This is a genomic window from Paenibacillus sp. MAHUQ-45, assembly GCF_058133325.1.
The window spans coordinates 1-20,088 of record NZ_JBYUPV010000006.1 but is presented as its reverse complement, the minus strand read 5'-3'; the positions used below and the strand labels follow the sequence as shown (position 1 = coordinate 20,088).

Here is a 20,088-nt window from a genome sequence, read left to right as displayed (position 1 = left end):
GTTATTTTCCTCCTGCCAGTTTATAAATTTCGGCTTGGATAACCTGGATGTCATCACCCAGCAGCGGACGCGGATCAATGTCAAAATAGCCTTGCCTTGCCCCGTAGTCCCGTGTATATATGGCAATATCGCCCTCTTTCAACTTTTCCACCGCAGTTACTGCGCTAATTCCAGTCTGTGCCTGATCCAGATGCACGCGTCCCCGATAGATTGCCCGTCCTGCCTCGTCCTGCACAATCGTTACCTTCACGCCAGGTACCTCGTTCAGCGTAAGCAGGGTTTGCAGCATCTCTTTTTCCTGTTCGCTGCGGTCTTCCTTAAGGATGTATTCGTCCAGCGCTTGGAGCAGTCCAAAGGCCGTCTCCTTGCCCACCTTCATGCTCCGCCCTATACCATGCAGCTGTACCTTCAGCCATTCAACATATGTACGCCGCCCGGCAACGATGCCGGAGGTCGGACCTTCAATCGCTTTAGAACCGCTATAGATAGCTAAGTCAGAGCATTTCACGTACTTGTGGAGATCTTCCTCAGCTGCTGCATCGACGATTAGAGGAATACCCCGCCGCTGGGCGATTTCCCAAGCTTCATCGACAGAGATCATATTTTTTTGGACCGCATGATGTGATTTCACATAGAGAATAGCTGCGGTGTTATCGCTGATAGCATCCTCAATATGCTGGCCTCGGCCTTCGTTGGCATACCCAACCTCGACTAGTTTCCCTCCGCCCAGGTATACCATCGTTTCCACAGGTGCACCATATTGCACATTGTGACCTTTGAGAATGATGATCTCATTTCGCTGAATCTTATCCTGATGCAGGCGCTCACTGATGCGGCGGTTGCCTTGCGTCACCAAGGCGGCTACCGACAGTGCGATTCCGCTAGAAGCTGAGTTCACAATCACTGCGGCTTCGGAGCCAAGAATTCGTGCAATATAATCGCCACCCTTATCGACTAGATCGGCAATTTCCACATAGCTCTGCCCACCTTTTTTCATAGCCTCCATAACGGTATCGCTGGGTGCAGATACGCCTAATATGCTCATGCGTCCGCTGGCATTAATAACCCGCTTAAGCCCGTACTTCGCATTCAAAGAATTCTCCATGTGCAACAGCTCCTTTAACCTGGATTAGTTGATCTGCTATTCTTTGCTCTCCTTCGGAATCCACCAATACGGCTGGCCCTTTCTCTACGGTGAACAATGTAAGGTTGGCAGGCTCTCCGATCCCTATCCGGCCCAGCTCCGGCTTGCCGAGCCATTCCGCTGCTCGTGTAGTGACCGCCGCAAGTGTATCTTCTAGCGAATAACCCAAGTAGAGAAATTTGGATAACACATTTGCCAAGATGTAGACTGGCCCGTTCAACCGATTGCCGCGATAAATATCGGTGCTGATGGTATCCGGCGGAATCCCGTGACGCTTCGCCGCTTCAGCGATTTTGAAGGAAAAGCTTGCCGTACCGTGACCCACATCCAGATGAACGCCTCGCGCTATCGCCTCTTGCAACACTTTCAGGGGTTGCCCCTCTTCGTCGAAGAGATTATTGCTCTTGCCATTCAGATAATGAGTGATAATATCTCCACGTTTAAGCAGCGGCACTACTTCTTCGATCTCCGGGGGACCTGAGCCGATATGCACCATGAGTGGCAGCCCTGTCTCGTCAGACAACTCTCGGGCTCTGCGCAGCGGTTCAATGCCCATCTCTCCTACCACGCTCCTGCTGATTCTCGCCTTTAGTCCAACGATGAATGAACGATTCTTCAGCATGGATTCCTGAACACTGACATTGTCGATCCATTCTGGCCGGGACAATTCATCCACTCGCTGCAATCCGATTCGGGAAATGTTCAGAAAAGCAAACACACGTGTCTTCGCATTCCTTGCGCTGTCGGCAAGCTCGGCGATTCGGTCGCTTCCGCAGCTCCCCGCATCGACAATAGTTGTAACGCCCTGCTTGACCCCAATCTCGTCTATTTCGTCACCATAGGGGTGAAGTTCAGAACAGGCATGCACATGCATGTCAATCCAGCCGGAGCTTACAAAAGCACCTCCCCCGTCCCACTCTCGCAAGCCTCGGCCTGCCCCAGGTTCCGTAATGTCCGCAATTCGCCCATTCTCCACGACGATATCCAAGGCCTGCCCGCTGATGCTTTTTAAATTACGCAGTACGAGCCTTTCATTCAATTCTTCCACCTCATTCATTATAACGTTATAATGTTTAATGATAGAAAGGTACTACGGATCAACGATTTTCTTACTCCTATCATATTCAAGTTACCGATATCTGACAAGTGCTTTGCGGGAAGCGTGGTGGTTTCGCGGATTTACTAAATCTTCAGCTGAGCGGAACCACTATTCACTTGCTCATACATTCAGCCACCTCTTCTCTTACTTTCGTTTGCTAGCACGCAAGAAGCCGTGAGGCTGCCCTCACGGCTTCTTCCCTACTACTTTTTACACATCCCTCTCCCATTACTGCTGATCATTTTTCTTGCTTAGCGAAGTGAGCTTAAATGTTTGTGTTGCAAGTTGCTTCCGCTGCCCTTGGAATTCATCGTATACATTCAACCGAATTGCTCCTCCGCCCAGCGTCTTATATCCATCACTTATTAACGACAGTGTATATCGCTTAAAGCTCCCTACCTGAAGCTCTGTACCGAAATTTAGCGTCTGAGACATGGACTGTCCCAGCGGATCAACGAGTTCCAGCACAAGCTTATGCTCATATGGCCCGGCTTCATAGAGATTGCTGACCTCAAGATTATAATTCAACACTGCATTCAGCGTATCACTACCTACAGTAACTGTGGCATTTGCATCCGTAATGGATAGCGTATATGGAGACATATTTATACCCAGCAGATTGTTTTGCGGCTCCGCAGTAACCATGTTCAGCCCCAGCGACACCGTGTTGATATAACCGGCAGGTTTGCCACCGGGAGAAGTTAGCTTGCCATCAGCGACCCCTGCGCCCAGATACAGTACCAGCTTTGCGGGGTCCACATTCGCGGGAATCTTGCTCCAGACGGTCACCAAGCTTTTCCCATTAGGACCTGGAGGGGTTTCCGACTGGCTGACCTTGGCCTCATAGTAGTAACTGTCCTGCGTCTTATAGTACACCACAAGCTGCGCCTGATCGGCTTTGCGCTTCTCCTCATTTGTCATGACCAGCTCTGTGTACATGATATTGGAGCCAGTGCCGGGATAGACAGTGGTATGGAGTTCAGCCACCTCTGCTTTTTTCCCGGCTAACTCCAGCTTGAAGGGACTGAGGGGTGCGATCTCTTTCACCTGATTATACAGTTGGGTGGTGTTCAAGGTCAGGAAGTTCTCCTTCTCCTCTCTTACCGTTTCCTGGAGCTCAATCTTTAAGTGATTGAATGTATAAGCATAAGGAACCTTGAACAGAACGTAGACGGCAGCCGTTTCATTGGGAGCCAGAATCGTTTGCGTGTCTTCCGTAACTACCTGCGAAGTATCGCTAACATTGTTGCCCTCAGCCATCACAACTCCTTTAAGGGTAGGCAGCTGCACAGAAGTGGATTGAAGATTGCGAATGTTGATTTTGACCACCATTTGGTCTTTATCAAGCCATGGCAGCCGTTGAACATTTACCAACTTCACACCAAACTTGCCCTGATTGTTATCAACCATATATTCTGAATCCTGCCACTGGTTACTTTGCAGCGAATAAGGGATCTGATAATAGGCCGTCGGGAAAATAATCTTCCCCTCCGCAGCAGGCTCTACCAGTTGCAGCTGCAGTTTACCCTGATTTACCGATAAAGGAACCTCGGCTGAGAGGTCGATGGTCTTCTCTTCCAGCGGCTTTAGGGTCAGACTCGCGAACGCCTTGGAGTCTACCGGGAAGCTGAAGCCTTCTGACGCTTTCACTTCAAGCTTATACGCAGGTAGCGTAACGGATTTGTTGCCGCTATTTTTCAACCGGAATTTTAGCTCCCACTTGGCTGAAGCGCCGCTTGCAGCTACCTTGGCACTTTTCAGCTCGGTTTCTACGGTGTTATTGCTGATCAGAATCTTCTTAACCACGGTACTAGGAACCACGAGATTTGGAGTAATAGCTGTCGGAAGATTATAGGTGGCTACCGGCAGCTCGATCTTAAGTGTACTGTCCTCCTGGGAGAACTGTAGGCGCATTCTATCTGTTTTAATATAGGAAGGAATTTCCGTCAGGAAAAAGATCGTTTTCTTCTCCTTGGGCTGCACTTTATGATTCGCTCCTGCCGTATCATCCAAGGATAGCTTGAAGATCGAGCCTCCCGCCGAGGCAAGGTATCCTTTTAAATTCAAGTCTTCAAGGGTCTTCGTGCCGAGATTGGAGAAGCTGATGCCTACTTTTGCATATACTTTTCCATTGTACTTGTAGATCTGCAAGCTTTCTGCCTTAGTGCTAACCGGCTGATTGTTCAGTATAAGATTCTGGCTCTGATCTTGAGGAACGATGATGGAATAAGTAGCAGGAACAGTAAAGGTGCCCAGTTGTCTACGGAAATCCGCACTGTTGAAGTCCCAGGTGTACAAGGAAATTTTCATCCCGTTAATCTTGTTAGCCTTGCCGATATTCACATAGTAAGTGACACTCTGAGTAGATTTAGCAGGAATAGCTTTGGCATATGTACTGCTAGTCACCGTATTTCCCTGGACAACGGTACCTCCCGGTGTAGTCACTTTATTGAAATAGTCTTTTAAAAGAACACTGCTATTAGTACCATTCGTATAGCTGAACGAGTAGGTCAATATATTACCGTTGTCCTGCTCCATCAGATTGACATCGGTCAATTTGACGCTAACCCCATTCTTCAGGAGTATCGTCCCGAGCTGATCCAGTGTAAAACCTTGAGGTGCAGTTGGAGCAGCACTTGCAGTAATCGCGTGACCCCCATAGCCCGCTGCCTGGATAAAAAGAATTGTACAGAGCAGTATGGCCGCACCAGTCGTTCTAAGTTTGTTCATTACACTCCCTCCCGCTTCCAGTATTACTTATTTGATTCTAATTCGATTCCCCTCCTGTAAGGGTTCACTTGATTCCACAATCAGTTCGTCATCCTTCAAAAGCCCGCCCAGAATAATCGTTTCTTTTTCCACGGTGTCACCTTTAACAACATACGCCTTTTGAACAGTGTAAGTTGTTCCAAGGGTGCCTCTATTCTCACGGACCACCCACACATAGTTACTCTCTCCATCACGCTTGATCAGCTCATTCCGAATTACCAGGCCTTGCGCAGCGGGCTCCTTCTTTATGGCTATCGAAGCCTCTTCATCTCCCTCGGTTCCTTCCGCCGGCAGCGTCATAATGATTTTCCGCTTATTCGTGCTCTCAGGCGCATTTTGCTCGCCCTCTCCTTTGTCATTTGGGCCTGGGACTGAAGAGGCAATCGTGATTTTAGATAGCGTGCCAGTGAATTTCTCACTTTCTTTTCCTTTCAATTGAACAGGAATCTTCTCATCCTGCTGCAGCATTGCTGCCGCATCCTTATCTAATGTGAAAGAAAATTCATACCCTTCACTCAGTTGGACCATTGTCATGAGCTTTTGCCCCTGCCCAATCATCATTCCTCGCTCTGCTGGCAGTTCAATAATTCTTCCATCAAACGGAGCGTGGACTGCACGGCTTTTGCCTAGCTCGCGTTTTAGCCGTTCTATATTGCGCTGGAGGCTGTTCCGATCCAATGTGTTGATATCCAGCTCCCGTTTGGCACTGATCATCCCTTCTTCGTCTTCGGCATTGCCAGCGGCAATATACTGCTCCTTCAGCTTTTCCCGGTTCAAGTCATGTTTCTTAAGTTGGTATTCCGCATCTATCAGCTCTTCTTGCGACTTGGTGCTGTCGAAAGTCACTAGCAGCTGTCCTTTTTTTACGCGCTCCTTCTCCTTCACATGCACTTCGCTGATCAGCCAGCCGTTATCACTGTTCAATGTCTTCACTTTCTTCGGGGTGAGGATGCCGCTGCCTTTAATATGATGCACCAGACGCTTACTTGAAGGTTTCTCGGTGGTCACTTTCGGCAGCATTGCCGTCTCTAGGGTATTACTGAATAATGTTAGACCGGCCAGCAGCACAAAGAATAGGATTAACCCTATACTTGCCCAGCGTTGTTTTCCCTGCAGTAACATCTGCTGCTCCTCCATTTCTTCCTGCCTCTAAAACTCATGATAGGGAGAGATCCAGTAACGATCTCCCCCTCTTCCGTTACTCATTCAAATATGTTTTCGCTCGGTTCTGGATAAGTTTACTTACTTCTTCTGCCGATTTCTGTCCGCTCATGAAGCTATTGAACTCTTCCATGACGATCGTTATCACTTTCATATCGCTAGATCTTCGAAAATTGGTTTCCGAGATCAGCTTCTCTACCGTCTCAATCCGTTTTTTTACTGTCTCGCCATCCGGCAGCATGTCTAGTGGTATCATGGTTTCCAGTGTTCCGCTCTCTATTTTTTGCAGAGTTTCCTTGAATTTTTTATCACTGATCCCTTTATTCATTGGTATTCCCGCGAGATTCGGGGAAGCCTGCATTTCATCAGAAAGCAAAAACTTGATGAATGCCCACGCTTCCTGTTGAACATCAGATTTGCTGTTTATCCCTAAACTGTACGTAGGCTGGAACGGTGCACCAACCTTTTGCCCGCTTGCGTTCGGCTTCTGGTAATAATCCATACCCTGGGGCTTTGTCAGTGCTTGCTCGGGGCTGAATACATTCACCATTTGAAATGCCGCATTACCGTTATCGAACGACATTCCATCACTGAGTAAGCCTTCGTCATACATTGATTTGATTTGTGTTATCATATTGCGGAATAAATCCGAGTCGAAGTTCGGCTGACCCTGCCCTACAAGCTGAGAATAATTGTCCTCGATAAAATCGAAGAGCAGCGACAGGGGATCCAGGCTAATAAGCTTTTCGGCATCGCCTTGCTCCTTCAGCTTTTGGGCAACATCCTTGAACTGGCTCCAGCTCCACGCTTTATTAGCATCAACTGAAATATTCGCCTTCTTTAATAACTCTGTATTTCCCTGAAACAGGGAGAGCGAGAAAGAGAGCAGCATAGCATACAAACCCTCTCCGTCTTGGGATGCCTGCAAAATATTACTGTATAGTGCATTTCGATCGAACGAGCTGTCTTTAGACAATAGATCGTTCAAGTTCACCAGCAGTTTTTTGGCGACGAATTTGTCCTGGGGCAATTCGCTCATGAGAATAAGATCGGCCCCTTTACCGGAAATGACTTGCGTCGTCAGCGATTGCACGTACTTTTCCACGTCTGCTAGTGAGATAGACTCTACGGCCATACCGCCGTCTCCGGTGACATCCGATGCTTTATATTCTTTCATTTCGATATGAATATCCTTATGCTGTTCCTCAAATTGTCGCGCTGCAGTTTCCAAGAAACGATCCTTCCTCATGACAGAGATGACGACAGTTTTCTGGCCGCCCTCCGTCTCGGCTTTAGTACCTCCTTCTTCGTTGCCAGAACAAGCAGATAACAGCATGGCGCTGGACAGCATGACGATCAACCCTATTTTTTTCAAATGAATCATCCTCTCAATGTAGTCAAATTTGGTTGTTGCAGAAGAAACACAGCCATCGTAAAGCCAGCAATCCGTTGACTTGGCAGAACTCATATTGCCTATTCTCTTCGCTCAGCCTTTCACGCCGGAAAGCTGGATTCCTTCGATAAAATACCGTTCGGCGCTTAAGAACAGAAGTACCATCGGCATCATGTATATAACTGAGGCGGCAAAAGAGACGCCAAGCGCATCTTCCTGAATGCGGGAGAGAAACACAGAGAGTGGCTGCATCGCAGCGTCCTGCAGAAAAATAAGCGGCTGCTCGACCATGTTCCAATAGTCGACGAATAGGAGTACGATGAGTGCGGCAACACCCGGCTTCACCATCGGAAGTGCAATCGATATGAATATTCGCAAGTATCCTGCCCCATCGATTTTGGCTGCTTCAATAAAAGCCGAATGGATCTGGAGCATAAATTGCCGAAGCAGAAACACACCAAAGGCGCCGAATATACCAGGCAGTATGATAGAGCTAGGATGATTTAGGAGACCCAGCCGATCGGCCATCAAGTAGTTGGGCACAAGCGTCACCTGGAACGGCATCAGCATCGTCATCAAATAAAGTAAGAACAGTCCATCCCTGCCCGGAAAATACAGCTTGCCGAACGCGAATGCAGCGAGCGTTGCCACGAACGCCTGTCCGATGATGATAGGAACCACTAACAATATGGAATTCCAGAACAGGTGTAGAAATTGCGGTGTCGCGATTAGTACTTTGTTATATTGCTGGAACGACACCCAGTCGGGAATCCACTTCAGATTAACGAATACGCTCGTATCGGTTTTGCCTAACATGCTGTAATTTGACGTAATCTCCCGCTCTGTCATGAAGGAACTGACAATGTTCAGGACAACGGGCATAAGCAGCAGGACGGCGATGGCGATCAGCAACAACGAACGCAGCAGCGGCGCGACCCATTGCTTCATCACCTCATTCACCCCCTTCACCTTTTTCTTGTGTTTACTCCATATAAGAGCGGAAAATCTGCTCTGTGCGAAACAGAATTAACATAAGCACCATAATGCAAAGCGCCATCAACACCGCCGCGGACGATACTTTCTGGATATCCAGGGACAGGAACATATTGTTCATGTAATGCTGCATCATATAGATACGGTCATGCGGGTATGCACCAGCGACAAGATACGTCTCACGGAACACCTTGAACGAGTTCAGCACAGACATGAGTACGACCAGAAATGTCGTCGGCGTCAAATACGTCAGCGTAATTCCGAACAGCCTGCGAACTGGACCTGCCCCTTCCAGATTGGCAATTTCATAATATTGATCCGGAATGTTCTGCAAGCCAGCCAGGAACAGGATGACGTTGTAACCGATGTTCTTCCATACATAGACCAGCACAATCACAAAGCCAGCCCAGTCGGATTTCATCCAATCGTGACGGCTAAGGCCGAAATGCTGCAAAACAGCGTTTAATGTGCCATTCCAATCGAATAAGATTTGCCAGACTAGTACAATCGAAGCAACAGGCACAACAAGCGGCAGTACATACGCAGTGCGTATCCAGTTCCGAATAAATACCCGCTGATTCAAGAGTAACGCTAACAAAAGTGATACAGTAACGAGAATCGGCACGCTAATCATGGTGAACCAGAACGTGTTAGACATCGCTTTTTGAAAAGAGGAGCTAAGGAACAATTCGTTGTAATTGGACAACGTGAAACTTCCTCCAATTCGATCCTGGAACGAGTTCAAGACACTCTGACCGAACGGAATGAGATAGAACAAGGAAAATCCACACAAGCTCGGAGCCAGAAAACCTAAGGCAGCTAGAAGCTCCCTGCGTGCCAGACGGTGAAACTTCACGAAGAAACCTCCAATCGGGAGCCGATCAACGCTTTGTTCGGAACGGCTGTACATCGATTAGTTTACAAACAAATCTGGGAGTAAATATGTAAGCAATGTGGAAAACGTGTGGAATCGGGCCGTTTCTGAACCTTTTATGGTAGAATTGTCCTCGGGTAAATGTTGGGGAGGTTACTGCATGAAGTCCTATCAAATCGCCGTAGTCGACGACGATATCCAGATCCAGGAAATCGTTGCGACTTATTTGTATAAAGAGGGATACCGTACGATGAAGTTTTCGACTGCCGAAGACGCTTGGGAGCTGTGGAAGAACGATCCGCCAGATATGTGGATTCTCGATATCATGCTTCCAGGGATGAGCGGCTTCGAGTTGTGCAGAAAAATTCGTAAAGAGGCGGAAGTGCCGATCATCATGATCTCGGCGCGTGATGAAGAAGTTGATCGCATCCTCGGGCTTGAGCTAGGCAGCGACGACTACTTGACTAAACCGTTCAGCCCGAGAGAATTAGTCGCACGTGTGAACCGCTTGTTCCAACGGATTAGCTCGATTCGTCAAGCCCAGGAGAAGCTTGTCCCTTCGCAACCGGAAGACACGGAGTTAGAAGTTGGCGAGCTGCGGCTCATCTTGGAAGAGCGACGTGTGTTCTGGCTTGGAGAAGAAGTCGAAATGACCCTGAAGGAATTTGAATTGCTGCAGAAGTTATCTGAGCAGCCGAATCGGGCGTTCACGCGGGACGCGTTGCTTACGATGATTTGGGGAGATAATTATTATGGCTATGACCGGGCGATCGATGATCTGGTGAAGCGGCTTCGTAGAAAAATAAAGGAACTTCCGATCGATACCATAAGGGGGCACGGTTATCGACTGCGGACGGAAAGGAGTTCGGTTGATTGATAGATTCCAACAGAATACACATATAGGAGTCTGATTAGAATGAAAACGAAATTAACATTGCTAAGTGCAGTGCTGGCTATCTCCCTTATCTCCGCTCAATCCGCGTTCGCTGCCACTGCAACATCGTCGGCTGGCCAAAAAGCCGGTACTACCGTTACCCAGTCCAGTCCTAATACTGCTCCAATGGGGCAACTCACCGATACAACGAAAGCAACTCCTGTGAAAGAAGACACTCCTAAGCCAACAGCTACCCCAACGAAAAAAGATAAAGCAAAAACTGAAGCTAAAACACCAGCGAAATCACCCGCCAAATCACCTGCTAAAGCACCAGCTAAAACAGACAAGAAAAAAAGCAAATAAGTTTGCTACAGATTATAGGAACAGTCAGGAGCGGTCCCTGCTGTTCTTTATTTTGCTTTTCCGGTTCTGACGCCGTTGTCTCTTTCGCTGCTTCCCTGCCATTAGCCGCCCTTCGGGTCGGCTCAATACAGAAGAGAGTGTCCCGTATAGCCTATGGCTACGGGGACACTCTCTTCATCTACCTCAAAAATGGATGTAACTATAGTAAACGCTGAAACGACAAATTGTTGGGTCAGATTTACAACTCTCTTAAATAAGGATCATAAAGGCTTTCTTTCCATCGTTTCAAATGATGATCTGATGCAAGAACCTGGTGTGTATCACTTAAATGATGAATTACAGCATCGCTATAAACAATATCATGTTTATTATAAAGCTGGCGAATTCTTGCCTTCTCACCAAAGGGATCGGGAGTTGGAATAGAAGATAGCAATGACTTCGTATAAGGATGAAGCGGATTTTCATAAATATCCTTCACTGTCCCAAGCTCAACAATATGACCCAGATGCATAACGGCTACTCTATCCGAGATCGATCGTACCATTGATAAATCATGAGCAATAAACATATAGGTTAAATTGTGTTGCTTCTGTAGTTTTTTCATGAGATTAACGACCTGTGCCTGGATGGATACATCTAAAGCGGAAATAATCTCATCCGCAATGATAAACTTTGGTTCAACGATCAGTGCTCTTGCTATTCCAATTCTTTGCCGTTGTCCTCCTGAGAATTGATGAGGATAACGATTTATAAGTGATCCTGACAAACCCACACTTTCCAGTACATTAATAACACGTTGTTTTCTATCTTCAGCCGAATGACTCAAGTGATTAATATCCAATCCCAATGCAACGATATCCAGAATGTTTTTTCTTGGGTTCAGCGATGCCATAGGATCTTGGAATATCATCTGCATATTCCTTCTTAGAGATTTCTCTTTATCTTTTTTTAGAGGGCCAGAAATTTTCTCATCAAGAAATGTAACATCGCCCTGCTGGTAATCATAGATGCGTATCAACGAGCGGCCCAACGTGCTTTTGCCACTTCCACTTTCACCAACAATACTGAAGGTTTCGCCCTCATAAATATCAAAGGATACATCATTGACAGCACGAACAGTCGTTTTTCGGTCAATTTTAAAATGCTGATGCAGATGCTTAACGGACAGTATCTTTTTGCGGCTCATTTATCCGTCCCCCTCTTAATTTTGCCAGCCTTTTTGCGAGTATTTCAGGCAGCTCTACTTTAGGTGCTCTTTCATCTAGCAGCCAGCTCTTTACACGATGTGTAGAGGTTACATTAAAGTATGGGGGCTCTTCTTCAAAATCAATGGCAAGTGCGTAATCACTTCGATAAGCAAAGGCATCCCCCTGAGGAGGTTCAATTAAACTAGGCGGTGAACCTGGAATCGAATATACCTCTTCATGGGGATCATCTGTCAGCGAAGGAATTGAAGAAAGAAGGCCCCAGGTATAAGGATGCTTTGGATTATAGAAAATTTCATTTGCCCGACCTTCTTCAACAATCTGTCCTGCATACATAACTGCAACACGATCGGCTACATTAGCTACAACACCAAGATCATGAGTGATAAAAATAATGGCAATACCTGTACGTTTTTGAATATCTTTAATTAAATCAATGATCTGCGCCTGTATTGTAACATCAAGAGCAGTCGTTGGTTCATCTGCAATTAATAAATCAGGTTCGCATGCGAGGGCAATAGCTATCACTATACGCTGTCTCATCCCGCCTGAGAGCTGGTGGGGGTATTGTTTAATCCGTTTTAAGGGATTTTCTATCCCGACAAGCTCCAATAGCTTCAGTGTTTGAGTATAAGCTTCTTTCTTTGTCGCTACCTTACGGTGAATTAGCATGCTTTCCATAATTTGCTTTCCCACAGTGGTCGTGGGATTTAAGCTTGTCATAGGATCCTGAAAGATGATAGCAATCTTACAGCCACGCACGTTTGTTTCAAATTCTTTATCACTTAGTGTTGTTAAATTAAGAGTTTCTCCCTCGTTGTGAAAAAAAATACTTCCATCAATCACGGCATTATTACCTGCCAGTCCTAAAATGGCTTTCGTTGTTATGGACTTCCCGCTGCCACTTTCGCCCACGATAGCGAGTGTCTCCCCACGATTCAAATCGAAACTCACATCGCGAATGACATGATTAAAACCGGAGTTCATTTTAAATTTAAGTTTTAAGTTTTGAACCTCTAATAATGTATTGTCCTTCATATTATCACCTACAAGTCTTTCATTTTGGGATCAAACACATCGCGAAGCCCATCCGCTATGAGATTGAAACTAAGCATTAATAGCGATAACACAATGACAGGGGAAATAACAATATAAGGTTGTGTTAATATACTTTGATAGCCTGTGCTGATTAAAACGCCAAGTGAAGCTTGAGGAGGCTGAAGTCCGAGACCAACAAACGCCAAAAAGGATTCATAAAAGATAGCACTCGGTATAGAGAACATAGACATGACTAAGATCTGCCCTGCTATATTGGGTAACAATTCTTTGATCATAATTTTGAAGTTGGAAGCGCCCAGCGTTTTCGCTGCTAATACAAACTCATGCTCTTTCAGTCTTAAAACCTGAGAACGAACAACGCGGCTCATACCTATCCAGCCTGTTAGTATCAACGCAAGTATAATTGTGATGATTCCCGGTTCTAATAAAACCATAAAGATAATAACAACGACCAAGCTGGGAATACCACTGAGGATTTCTATAAACCGCTGCATTACCCCATCAATTTTACCGCCGTAGTAGCCTGAGATAAGACCAAAAGTAATACCAATAATAACGTCAATACTTACGGCAACGAACGCGATTAAAAATGATATCTGTGTCCCTTTCCAAACGCGGGCCCATAAATCACGCCCTAAACTATCACTGCCAAACCAATAGTATACATTCTTCAGAGACTCACTATCATACATATCAATTCCATCTGCTTTACCATTGAATATACCTATCTTCTCTATTAATGGAATTCTTGGCGGTAGATTTAATTGACTCTTCTCAACATGATCAAACGTTGTTCCACTCATAAGAGGACCCACTAATGAAAGCAAAAAGATTACGATAATAACAACAACGCCAAAAACTGCACCTTTATTTTTACGAAAACGCGTAAAAGCATCTTTAAAGAAGCTGCCACTCTGAATGCTTTCTTGTTCTGTGTGATTTTGACGTTTATCAAACTCAAATAAATTTGTTGCCATTACGCACCTCCTTTTGCAACACGAATTCTTGGATCTATTACGCCATATAAGATATCAACGAGCAGATTAACAACAATATAGAGGGCGCTATAGACAAAAGCGATCATGACAATCACGTTATAATCTTTTACCAGAATCGCATCAACCAATAAACTCCCAATCCCCGGTATGCCAAAGACTTTCTCAACAACTAATGATCCTGTCATCAGATTAACCATTAATGGACCCACAACTGTAATAACGGAAATGATTGCATTACGTAAGCCGTGTTTATAAATGATTTGCTTGGATCTAACCCCTTTTGCACGGGCAAGTTGAATATAATCAGAATTAAGCGTCTCAATCAGCTCTGTCCTAAGGAAGCGAGCTATTTGTGCGATGACAAACATCGAACAGGCCAATGTTGGCAGTATCGATGATCTGAAGGGATGCTCGATCGAATAAGTTAGATCTGCCCATCCTAGACGATAGCCAATATAGTAACTGAGCAGCAAAGCAAATACGTAAGCTGGAATACTTACACCGATTACGGAGACTACAGTAGCAGCGCTATCCTTCCATGTATGAAGTCTAGTCGCGCCGATGATCCCTAACATTATGCCTAGAATACTCCCCAACACCATCGTCTGGAATCCAATTCTGACGGATACGCCCAATTGAGACCAAACGATACCGGATACTAGCTGGTTTTTTACAATAGAATAAGAAATACCAAAATCTCCTCTTATTGCGTTCAAGAAAAAAATAAATGCTTTTTCAAAGAAAGGCTTATTTAGACCATAGTGTTCACGTAATATTGTGATTTGGTCAGTTGTTAATCGTTCATCATTAAATGGCGATCCCGGTAAAAACTCTAGGAGTAAAAAAAGAACAAATAGAATAACCAGCAATGTAACTATTGCCCAGAATATACGCCCTAAAATAAACTTTGTCATAAATCTCACCTCTTAGCAGACAAAAGAGCGCAATGCGCTCTTTTGTCTCTTGCTTTGTAGTTATTACTTTTTACTCAACAGAAATATTACGATAAGAAATAAGTCCGCCTACAACGAAGTATTCTACGCCCTTTACTTTCGGATTAATCAGCATCGCTTCCCCTGCTTGGAACACAGGTATAGCTCCTCCGTCCTCGCCCAGAAGCAGTTTCTCTGCTTCTTTGAAAGAGTTCCAACGACTACTTTCATCCGTAGCGAATGCCCCTCCTGGAGCTGTTTTCTTCACGATTTGGTCATAAGCTGGATTATTGTACTTTGGATAATTGAAGTTCGAGTTAGAAAGGAATAGCGTTCCGAGATAATCATAAGGATCTCCATAGTTTGGACCCCATCTAGTCAATCCCAGCTGATAATCGTCTTTTTTCATACGGGCAAGACGTTCGCTTTTGGTTACCGTGACAATATTAATCTTAATACCATCCAATGCTTGCAAGTCCGCTTGAATCGCTTCTGCCGTTTTCTTGATTTCATTAGAATTTTCAATTAGCAATTCGAGTGTTATTTGATTAACACCTAGCTCGCTTTTAGCTTTATCTAGATATTCCTTGGCTTTTTCAACGTTATAGGTTTGGAATGTAGGAGAAGTATCCCGGAAATCCTCACCTTCCGAATCCGTAGCTAAACCTTTAGGTACAATAAAGTCTGCTCCAATCGATCCATCTTTCAAAATATCATTGGCAATATGATCTCTATCAATTGCATAACCCAGCGCTAATCTCAGGTTTTTATTTTTAAGTGTTTCAAATTGGTTATTCGGGGAAAGATACCACACATAACCCGTTACTACACTGGTAAATGCTTTATTAGCAGCATATCTGCCAACGAGCTCGGACGATATTTTGGTTACATCAATATCTCCTTTTTCAAACTCTAACGCTGCAACAGAATAGTCTTGGCGTTTAACAAAATCCACTTCATCAATTTTGATATCATTTGCCGCGTAATAATCCGGGTTTTTTATGATTTTCCAGCTGTTTAGTTTATTCCATTCGGAGAATTTGAACGGACCATTAGACAATAAATATTCTGGAGCCGTAGCATATTTATCACCTTGTGCAGTAACAAACTTTTCATTCAAAGGATTAAAAACAGGGATGGGCAAAAATTTAATAAAATAGGGAACTGCTGTTTCAAGTGTAACCTCTAAAGTATGGTCATCCAGCGCTTTAACACCCAATTCTTCAATTGGCAGCTTGCCTGCAGTTATCGCAGCTGCATTCTTAATGCCCGCGTCAGCTACAAAACCTGAATATTCACTTGCTGTTGCTGGATCTGCAGCTCTGCGCCAGGAATACACGAAATCATTAGCAGTAACAGGCTCACCATTCGACCATTTAGCATCTTTTCTTAAATTAAACGTGTACACTTTCCCGCTATCGTCATGACTCCAATCGGTTGCAATACGTGGAACTATATTTCCGTTTTTATCGTAATCTACAAGCCCATCTGTAAATGTTTCTATCATTTCAAGAGAAAAGCCATCTGAAGCGAGGGTTGTATCTAGACTGATAATATCTACGTCTTTTGCAAATTTAACAACACGCTTAGAGCTTTCAGAGACACTATTACCTTCAGTGACATTTTTACTTTCAGCAGCACTATCATTTTTAGTTGATGTGCAACCGGTAAAAATAAGAACTGCTGATAAAGCGATGCCTAATACAAATAACTTTTTACTCATTAATAGTCTCCTTGTTTACGTATTCACTAGAGTTGCACCACACGAAGGAGTAAATGTTGTGAAAATAAATTCAAAAACCAATTATTATATCCTCTATTAAAAGCTGTATCTTCTAGTAAAAGATAATTAAACGGTAAATTTATAAAGCTAAAAACATAGCAAGTTTCCGCTGAAAGCTTTTAGAGATATGTAATTTACGATTCATGTATGCCACCGAGCTCATGATGATTTACATATAATAAGCGTTTGAAAATTTTGATAACATCATTGCAACACTAATGTAATTTACTATAATATTTATAGTTTGTTATGTCAATAATTCAAATGCGAATTGTAAGAATTAAACTTATAAAATTTTTTTTATTGTGATATACTACGTTTACGAAATAGGGGCTTGGAAACATGTACAGCATAAACATATCTATCCCAGCCATGGAGGAGAATAGTATGACGTTTAGTAATGATGAAATTCGGACAATAGTGGTTGCAGGAGGTTGCTTTTGGGGAGTAGAGGAATATTATCGACGCCTAAAAGGGATTATCGATACAGAAGTTGGATTTGGACATGAAGATGAGTCTATAGATACAAATAACTACGATGACCTAATTGAATCTGTTAAGCTAACCTATGATTCTAATCTCATATCGCTTGATAATATTATTGATCATCTCTTTAGAATAATTGATCCCACTTCATACAATAAGCAAGGGCCTGATGAAGGTCCTCACTATCGAACAGGGATCTTCTATGAAAATTTGTCTGATAAAATAATGATTGATAATGCCATTACTTCTAAATCTGCACTATATACACAACCAATTCATACAAAAGCAAGAAATCTTCATCACTTCCAAATTGCAGAGGCAAAACATCAAGAGTACCTTGCCAATAATCCGAATGCACAGTGTCATGTTGATTTTAGCTTGATTAAGGATGATGAGAAGAAATGAAAGCATACGCTCCATTTCCATCTAACAGATTATCCATCTATTCTAGGCTGAAAAAGTAGGCAATAGGTGTATTAGGCGATCCTAATGTGATCCTCAAGACGGGGAAGCTATTTATTATTTTTGCTGTAATGACAGCCCTACTCTCAATTAAGCTCAACTGAGTTAGCCCGGCACTAACGAATGCTCAGGCCCTTACTCAGGTCCTTAATCAAACCTGCTAATTTCATTTATCTTAGTCTCTACTAAGTGCTTACTCTTGTTGTCAACGCAAAAACACCTCCAAGATCGTATCCACATCTTATGACATGTTTACATTTTCTTGAAGGTGTTTTATTTTGTCTCAAGTTATAGGGTCAGTTCCCAAACAAATAGTTTTGAATGATATCCTGGCTTAATTCGTTCACCCATAGTATCTACGTAAATGTATTCGAGGCAATCTGTGCAGTAGGGGTCCTCATACATAGCACGATTTGCTTCTGTTCCGCTTTAAGGCGAACCAGGAGCTCGTAGTCACAGCTTCCGTCGAATTAGATATCATAGCTGCGCGAGCTTGCTGCTAGCAAATGGTGTAGGATGAAAGAAGGTCTAGAGTGGCTTGGTCATAGTGGCTGCGCATCTACAGCCGATGTTTACTCTCATTAGGAGTACAGTTCGAAGGTTTTCTCTCCTATGCCATGAATAGATTTTGAAGCAAATAAAAAAGCTCATTAGACTTTGCATCTAATGAGCTTTTCTGCTTGTATACCGGTGAGAGGACTCGAACCTCCACGGTTTCCCACTCGATTTTGAGTCGAGCGCGTCTGCCATTCCGCCACACCGGCATATTCAACTATTGAAACTCCAAAAATAATGGAGGCGCCACCCAGATTTGAACTGGGGATAAAGCTTTTGCAGAGCTTTGCCTTACCACTTGGCTATGGCGCCGTAATTATGGAGCGGACGACGGGAATCGAACCCGCGACCCTCGCCTTGGCAAGGCGATGCTCTACCGCTGAGCCACGTCCGCATAAATGGCTGGGGATATAGGATTCGAACCTATGCGTGACGGAGTCAAAGTCCGTTGCCTTACCGCTTGGCTAATCCCCAACAAACATTTTCAATAATGGGGCGACTGATGGGTCTCGAACCCACGAATGCCGGAACCACAATCCGGTGCGTTAACCCCTTCGCCACAGTCGCCATATGAATCCAAATTAATTAAGCTTATTATTTTCAGTGAGGTAAATGGGGCGACTGATGGGTCTCGAACCCACGAATGCCGGAACCACAATCCGGTGCGTTAACCCCTTCGCCACAGTCGCCATATGAATCCGACTTAGTTAAGCCTATTATTTTAGTAAAGTAAATGGGGCGACCGATGGGTCTCGAACCCACGAATGCCGGAACCACAATCCGGTGCGTTAACCCCTTCGCCACGATCGCCATATTAAACTTTAATAAAGAATTGGCAGGGGCAGCAGGAATTGAACCCACACCAACGGTTTTGGAGACCGTTGTTCTACCTTTAAACTATGCCCCTAAAATGGTGGGGGATGATGGATTCGAACCACCGAACACGTACGTGAGCAGATTTACAGTCTGATGCGTTTGGCCACTTCGCTAATCCCCCAAAGATGGTGCCGGCGAGAGGACTTGAACCCCCAACCTACTGATTACAAGTCAGTTGCTCTACCAATTGAGCTACACCGGCATATTAAGTTGTATACTTCATGGTGGCTCGGGACGGAATCGAACCGCCGACACGAGGATTTTCAGTCCTCTGCTCTACCGACTGAGCTACCGAGCCATAAAGTCTAAATGGCGGAACCGACGGGATTCGAACCCGCGATCTCCTGCGTGACAGGCAGGCATGTTAGGCCAACTACACCACGGTTCCAAATTGGTTGCGGGGGCAGGATTTGAACCTGCGGCCTTCGGGTTATGAGCCCGACGAGCTACCGGGCTGCTCCACCCCGCGTCAGTAAAAACATATTTCCTTGTCCTCCAGAGGAGGTTACATGGTGGAGGCTGAGGGGATCGAACCCCCGACCCTCTGCTTGTAAGGCAGATGCTCTCCCAGCTGAGCTAAGCCTCCATAACGGACATTTCTTATCATACCACATTCCACTATGTAAAATCAAGTGTAAAATTGGTGACCCGTAGGGGATTCGAACCCCTGTTACCTCCGTGAAAGGGAGGTGTCTTAACCCCTTGACCAACGGGCCTTGCTGTAATAATAGTGGCGGAGAGAGAGGGATTCGAACCCTCGAGACGCTTGTGGCGCCTACACGATTTCCAATCGTGCTCCTTCGGCCAAACTCGGACACCTCTCCATATGGCTCCCCGAACAGGACTCGAACCTGTGACAACTCGATTAACAGTCGAGTGCTCTACCAACTGAGCTATCAGGGAATATTCATATCAGGCCTTAATCGCCTGAAAACTGGATCGAAACGAATTTGCATTTTATCTAATAGGATAAGCCCTCGACCGATTAGTATTGGTCAGCTCCATGCATTGCTGCACTTCCACCTCCAACCTATCTACCTCGTCGTCTTCAAGGGGTCTTAC

15 protein-coding genes, 17 tRNA genes and 1 rRNA gene are annotated in these 20,088 nt (G+C 44.9%); 3 read left to right on the top strand and 30 right to left on the bottom strand.

Features of this window, described 5'->3' with window-relative positions:
• Position 1: 1 nt before the first annotated feature.
• From AC3Y23_RS14540 to AC3Y23_RS14510, 7 genes are all read right to left on the bottom strand, one after another.
• Positions 2-1,105, bottom strand: a complete 1,104-nt coding sequence (locus AC3Y23_RS14540; RefSeq protein ID WP_379200044.1) for a DgaE family pyridoxal phosphate-dependent ammonia lyase — start codon at positions 1,103-1,105, stop codon at positions 2-4.
• Positions 1,071-2,183, bottom strand: coding sequence for an amidohydrolase/deacetylase family metallohydrolase (locus tag AC3Y23_RS14535; RefSeq protein WP_379200042.1), 1,113 nt, complete (start codon positions 2,181-2,183; stop codon positions 1,071-1,073). The genes AC3Y23_RS14540 and AC3Y23_RS14535 overlap by 35 nt, the downstream gene beginning before the upstream one ends.
• Positions 2,184-2,471: 288 nt before the next feature.
• Positions 2,472-4,973, bottom strand: a complete 2,502-nt coding sequence (locus tag AC3Y23_RS14530; RefSeq protein WP_379200040.1) for a hypothetical protein — start codon at positions 4,971-4,973, stop codon at positions 2,472-2,474.
• Positions 4,974-5,000: 27 nt separating this feature from the next.
• Entirely contained in the window at positions 5,001-6,134 is a 1,134-nt protein-coding gene (locus AC3Y23_RS14525; RefSeq protein WP_379200038.1) for an efflux RND transporter periplasmic adaptor subunit, read from the bottom strand.
• Positions 6,135-6,210: 76 nt separating this feature from the next.
• Positions 6,211-7,548, bottom strand: a complete 1,338-nt coding sequence (locus AC3Y23_RS14520) for an ABC transporter substrate-binding protein (RefSeq protein WP_379200036.1) — start codon at positions 7,546-7,548, stop codon at positions 6,211-6,213.
• Between the two features lie 111 nt (positions 7,549-7,659).
• Positions 7,660-8,514 (bottom strand): carbohydrate ABC transporter permease, encoded by an 855-nt coding sequence (locus AC3Y23_RS14515; RefSeq protein ID WP_379200586.1) that lies wholly within the window; start codon positions 8,512-8,514, stop codon positions 7,660-7,662.
• A 34-nt stretch (positions 8,515-8,548) separates the two neighbouring features.
• Positions 8,549-9,415 (bottom strand): carbohydrate ABC transporter permease, encoded by an 867-nt coding sequence (locus AC3Y23_RS14510; RefSeq protein WP_379200034.1) that lies wholly within the window; start codon positions 9,413-9,415, stop codon positions 8,549-8,551.
• Positions 9,416-9,593: 178 nt separating this feature from the next.
• Here AC3Y23_RS14510 and AC3Y23_RS14505 point away from each other — a divergent pair, with 178 nt between their 5' ends.
• Entirely contained in the window at positions 9,594-10,310 is a 717-nt protein-coding gene (locus AC3Y23_RS14505) for a response regulator transcription factor (RefSeq protein ID WP_379200032.1), read from the top strand.
• 39 nt (positions 10,311-10,349) lie between these two features.
• Positions 10,350-10,670, top strand: a complete 321-nt coding sequence (locus tag AC3Y23_RS14500) for a hypothetical protein (RefSeq protein WP_379200030.1) — start codon at positions 10,350-10,352, stop codon at positions 10,668-10,670.
• Between the two features lie 238 nt (positions 10,671-10,908).
• Here the strand turns inward: AC3Y23_RS14500 and AC3Y23_RS14495 are convergent, their stop codons facing one another.
• From AC3Y23_RS14495 to AC3Y23_RS14475, 5 genes are all read right to left on the bottom strand, one after another.
• Positions 10,909-11,856 (bottom strand): ABC transporter ATP-binding protein, encoded by a 948-nt coding sequence (locus tag AC3Y23_RS14495; protein ID WP_379200028.1) that lies wholly within the window; start codon positions 11,854-11,856, stop codon positions 10,909-10,911.
• Positions 11,828-12,913, bottom strand: coding sequence for an ABC transporter ATP-binding protein (locus AC3Y23_RS14490; RefSeq protein ID WP_379200026.1), 1,086 nt, complete (start codon positions 12,911-12,913; stop codon positions 11,828-11,830). The genes AC3Y23_RS14495 and AC3Y23_RS14490 overlap by 29 nt, the downstream gene beginning before the upstream one ends.
• 8 nt (positions 12,914-12,921) lie before the next feature.
• On the bottom strand, positions 12,922-13,911 hold the full coding sequence (gene opp3C, locus AC3Y23_RS14485) for an oligopeptide ABC transporter permease (protein WP_379200024.1): 990 nt from the start codon (positions 13,909-13,911) through the stop codon (positions 12,922-12,924).
• Positions 13,911-14,846, bottom strand: coding sequence for an ABC transporter permease (locus AC3Y23_RS14480; protein ID WP_379200022.1), 936 nt, complete (start codon positions 14,844-14,846; stop codon positions 13,911-13,913). The genes opp3C and AC3Y23_RS14480 overlap by 1 nt, the downstream gene beginning before the upstream one ends.
• Before the next feature lie 70 nt (positions 14,847-14,916).
• A complete protein-coding gene (locus tag AC3Y23_RS14475) occupies positions 14,917-16,587 on the bottom strand; it encodes a peptide ABC transporter substrate-binding protein (RefSeq protein ID WP_379200020.1) in 1,671 nt (556 codons plus the stop codon).
• 447 nt (positions 16,588-17,034) lie between these two features.
• On the opposite strand from AC3Y23_RS14475, the gene msrA reads away from it, so the two are divergent.
• The gene (gene msrA, locus AC3Y23_RS14470) at positions 17,035-17,538 is read left to right on the top strand and encodes a peptide-methionine (S)-S-oxide reductase MsrA (protein ID WP_379200018.1); all 504 of its coding nucleotides are present in this window, start codon (positions 17,035-17,037) and stop codon (positions 17,536-17,538) included.
• 742 nt (positions 17,539-18,280) lie between these two features.
• Here the strand turns inward: msrA and AC3Y23_RS14465 are convergent.
• From AC3Y23_RS14465 to AC3Y23_RS14380, 18 genes are all read right to left on the bottom strand, one after another.
• Positions 18,281-18,359, bottom strand: a tRNA-Leu gene (locus AC3Y23_RS14465).
• Positions 18,360-18,388: 29 nt separating this feature from the next.
• Positions 18,389-18,462 (bottom strand) — tRNA-Cys (locus AC3Y23_RS14460).
• Between the two features lie 7 nt (positions 18,463-18,469).
• Positions 18,470-18,544, bottom strand: a tRNA-Gly gene (locus tag AC3Y23_RS14455).
• A gap of 5 nt (positions 18,545-18,549) precedes the next feature.
• Positions 18,550-18,624 (bottom strand) — tRNA-Gln (locus AC3Y23_RS14450).
• 17 nt (positions 18,625-18,641) lie between these two features.
• Positions 18,642-18,717, bottom strand: a tRNA-His gene (locus AC3Y23_RS14445).
• A gap of 46 nt (positions 18,718-18,763) precedes the next feature.
• Positions 18,764-18,839, bottom strand: a tRNA-His gene (locus AC3Y23_RS14440).
• A gap of 45 nt (positions 18,840-18,884) precedes the next feature.
• A tRNA-His gene (locus AC3Y23_RS14435) sits at positions 18,885-18,960 on the bottom strand.
• Positions 18,961-18,983: 23 nt separating this feature from the next.
• Positions 18,984-19,057 (bottom strand) — tRNA-Trp (locus AC3Y23_RS14430).
• 4 nt (positions 19,058-19,061) lie between these two features.
• Positions 19,062-19,147: transfer RNA gene (locus AC3Y23_RS14425), tRNA-Tyr, on the bottom strand.
• Positions 19,148-19,152: 5 nt separating this feature from the next.
• Positions 19,153-19,228 (bottom strand) — tRNA-Thr (locus tag AC3Y23_RS14420).
• A gap of 20 nt (positions 19,229-19,248) precedes the next feature.
• Positions 19,249-19,324 (bottom strand) — tRNA-Phe (locus AC3Y23_RS14415).
• 12 nt (positions 19,325-19,336) lie between these two features.
• Positions 19,337-19,414 (bottom strand) — tRNA-Asp (locus AC3Y23_RS14410).
• A gap of 4 nt (positions 19,415-19,418) precedes the next feature.
• Positions 19,419-19,495: transfer RNA gene (locus AC3Y23_RS14405), tRNA-Met, on the bottom strand.
• Positions 19,496-19,536: 41 nt separating this feature from the next.
• Positions 19,537-19,612: transfer RNA gene (locus tag AC3Y23_RS14400), tRNA-Val, on the bottom strand.
• Positions 19,613-19,667: 55 nt separating this feature from the next.
• Positions 19,668-19,742, bottom strand: a tRNA-Glu gene (locus tag AC3Y23_RS14395).
• A gap of 15 nt (positions 19,743-19,757) precedes the next feature.
• A tRNA-Ser gene (locus AC3Y23_RS14390) sits at positions 19,758-19,850 on the bottom strand.
• A gap of 3 nt (positions 19,851-19,853) precedes the next feature.
• Positions 19,854-19,929, bottom strand: a tRNA-Asn gene (locus AC3Y23_RS14385).
• Positions 19,930-19,991: 62 nt separating this feature from the next.
• Positions 19,992-20,088 (bottom strand): 23S ribosomal RNA (locus AC3Y23_RS14380); the annotation flags it as partial.

Bases quoted from the DNA above. Each gene is read 5' to 3' on its own strand.
- opp3C (WP_379200024.1), bottom strand. From the start codon at position 13,911: ATGGCAACAAATTTATTTGAGTTTGATAAACGTCAAAATCACACAGAA.
- AC3Y23_RS14475 (WP_379200020.1), bottom strand. From the start codon at position 16,587: ATGAGTAAAAAGTTATTTGTATTAGGCATCGCTTTATCAGCAGTTCTT.
- AC3Y23_RS14480 (WP_379200022.1), bottom strand. From the start codon at position 14,846: ATGACAAAGTTTATTTTAGGGCGTATATTCTGGGCAATAGTTACATTG.
- AC3Y23_RS14515 (WP_379200586.1), bottom strand. From the start codon at position 8,514: ATGAAGCAATGGGTCGCGCCGCTGCTGCGTTCGTTGTTGCTGATCGCC.
- AC3Y23_RS14490 (WP_379200026.1), bottom strand. From the start codon at position 12,913: ATGAAGGACAATACATTATTAGAGGTTCAAAACTTAAAACTTAAATTT.
- AC3Y23_RS14500 (WP_379200030.1), top strand. From the start codon at position 10,350: ATGAAAACGAAATTAACATTGCTAAGTGCAGTGCTGGCTATCTCCCTT.
- AC3Y23_RS14540 (WP_379200044.1), bottom strand. From the start codon at position 1,105: ATGGAGAATTCTTTGAATGCGAAGTACGGGCTTAAGCGGGTTATTAAT.
- AC3Y23_RS14525 (WP_379200038.1), bottom strand. From the start codon at position 6,134: ATGTTACTGCAGGGAAAACAACGCTGGGCAAGTATAGGGTTAATCCTA.
- AC3Y23_RS14505 (WP_379200032.1), top strand. From the start codon at position 9,594: ATGAAGTCCTATCAAATCGCCGTAGTCGACGACGATATCCAGATCCAG.
- msrA (WP_379200018.1), top strand. From the start codon at position 17,035: ATGACGTTTAGTAATGATGAAATTCGGACAATAGTGGTTGCAGGAGGT.
- AC3Y23_RS14530 (WP_379200040.1), bottom strand. From the start codon at position 4,973: ATGAACAAACTTAGAACGACTGGTGCGGCCATACTGCTCTGTACAATT.
- AC3Y23_RS14495 (WP_379200028.1), bottom strand. From the start codon at position 11,856: ATGAGCCGCAAAAAGATACTGTCCGTTAAGCATCTGCATCAGCATTTT.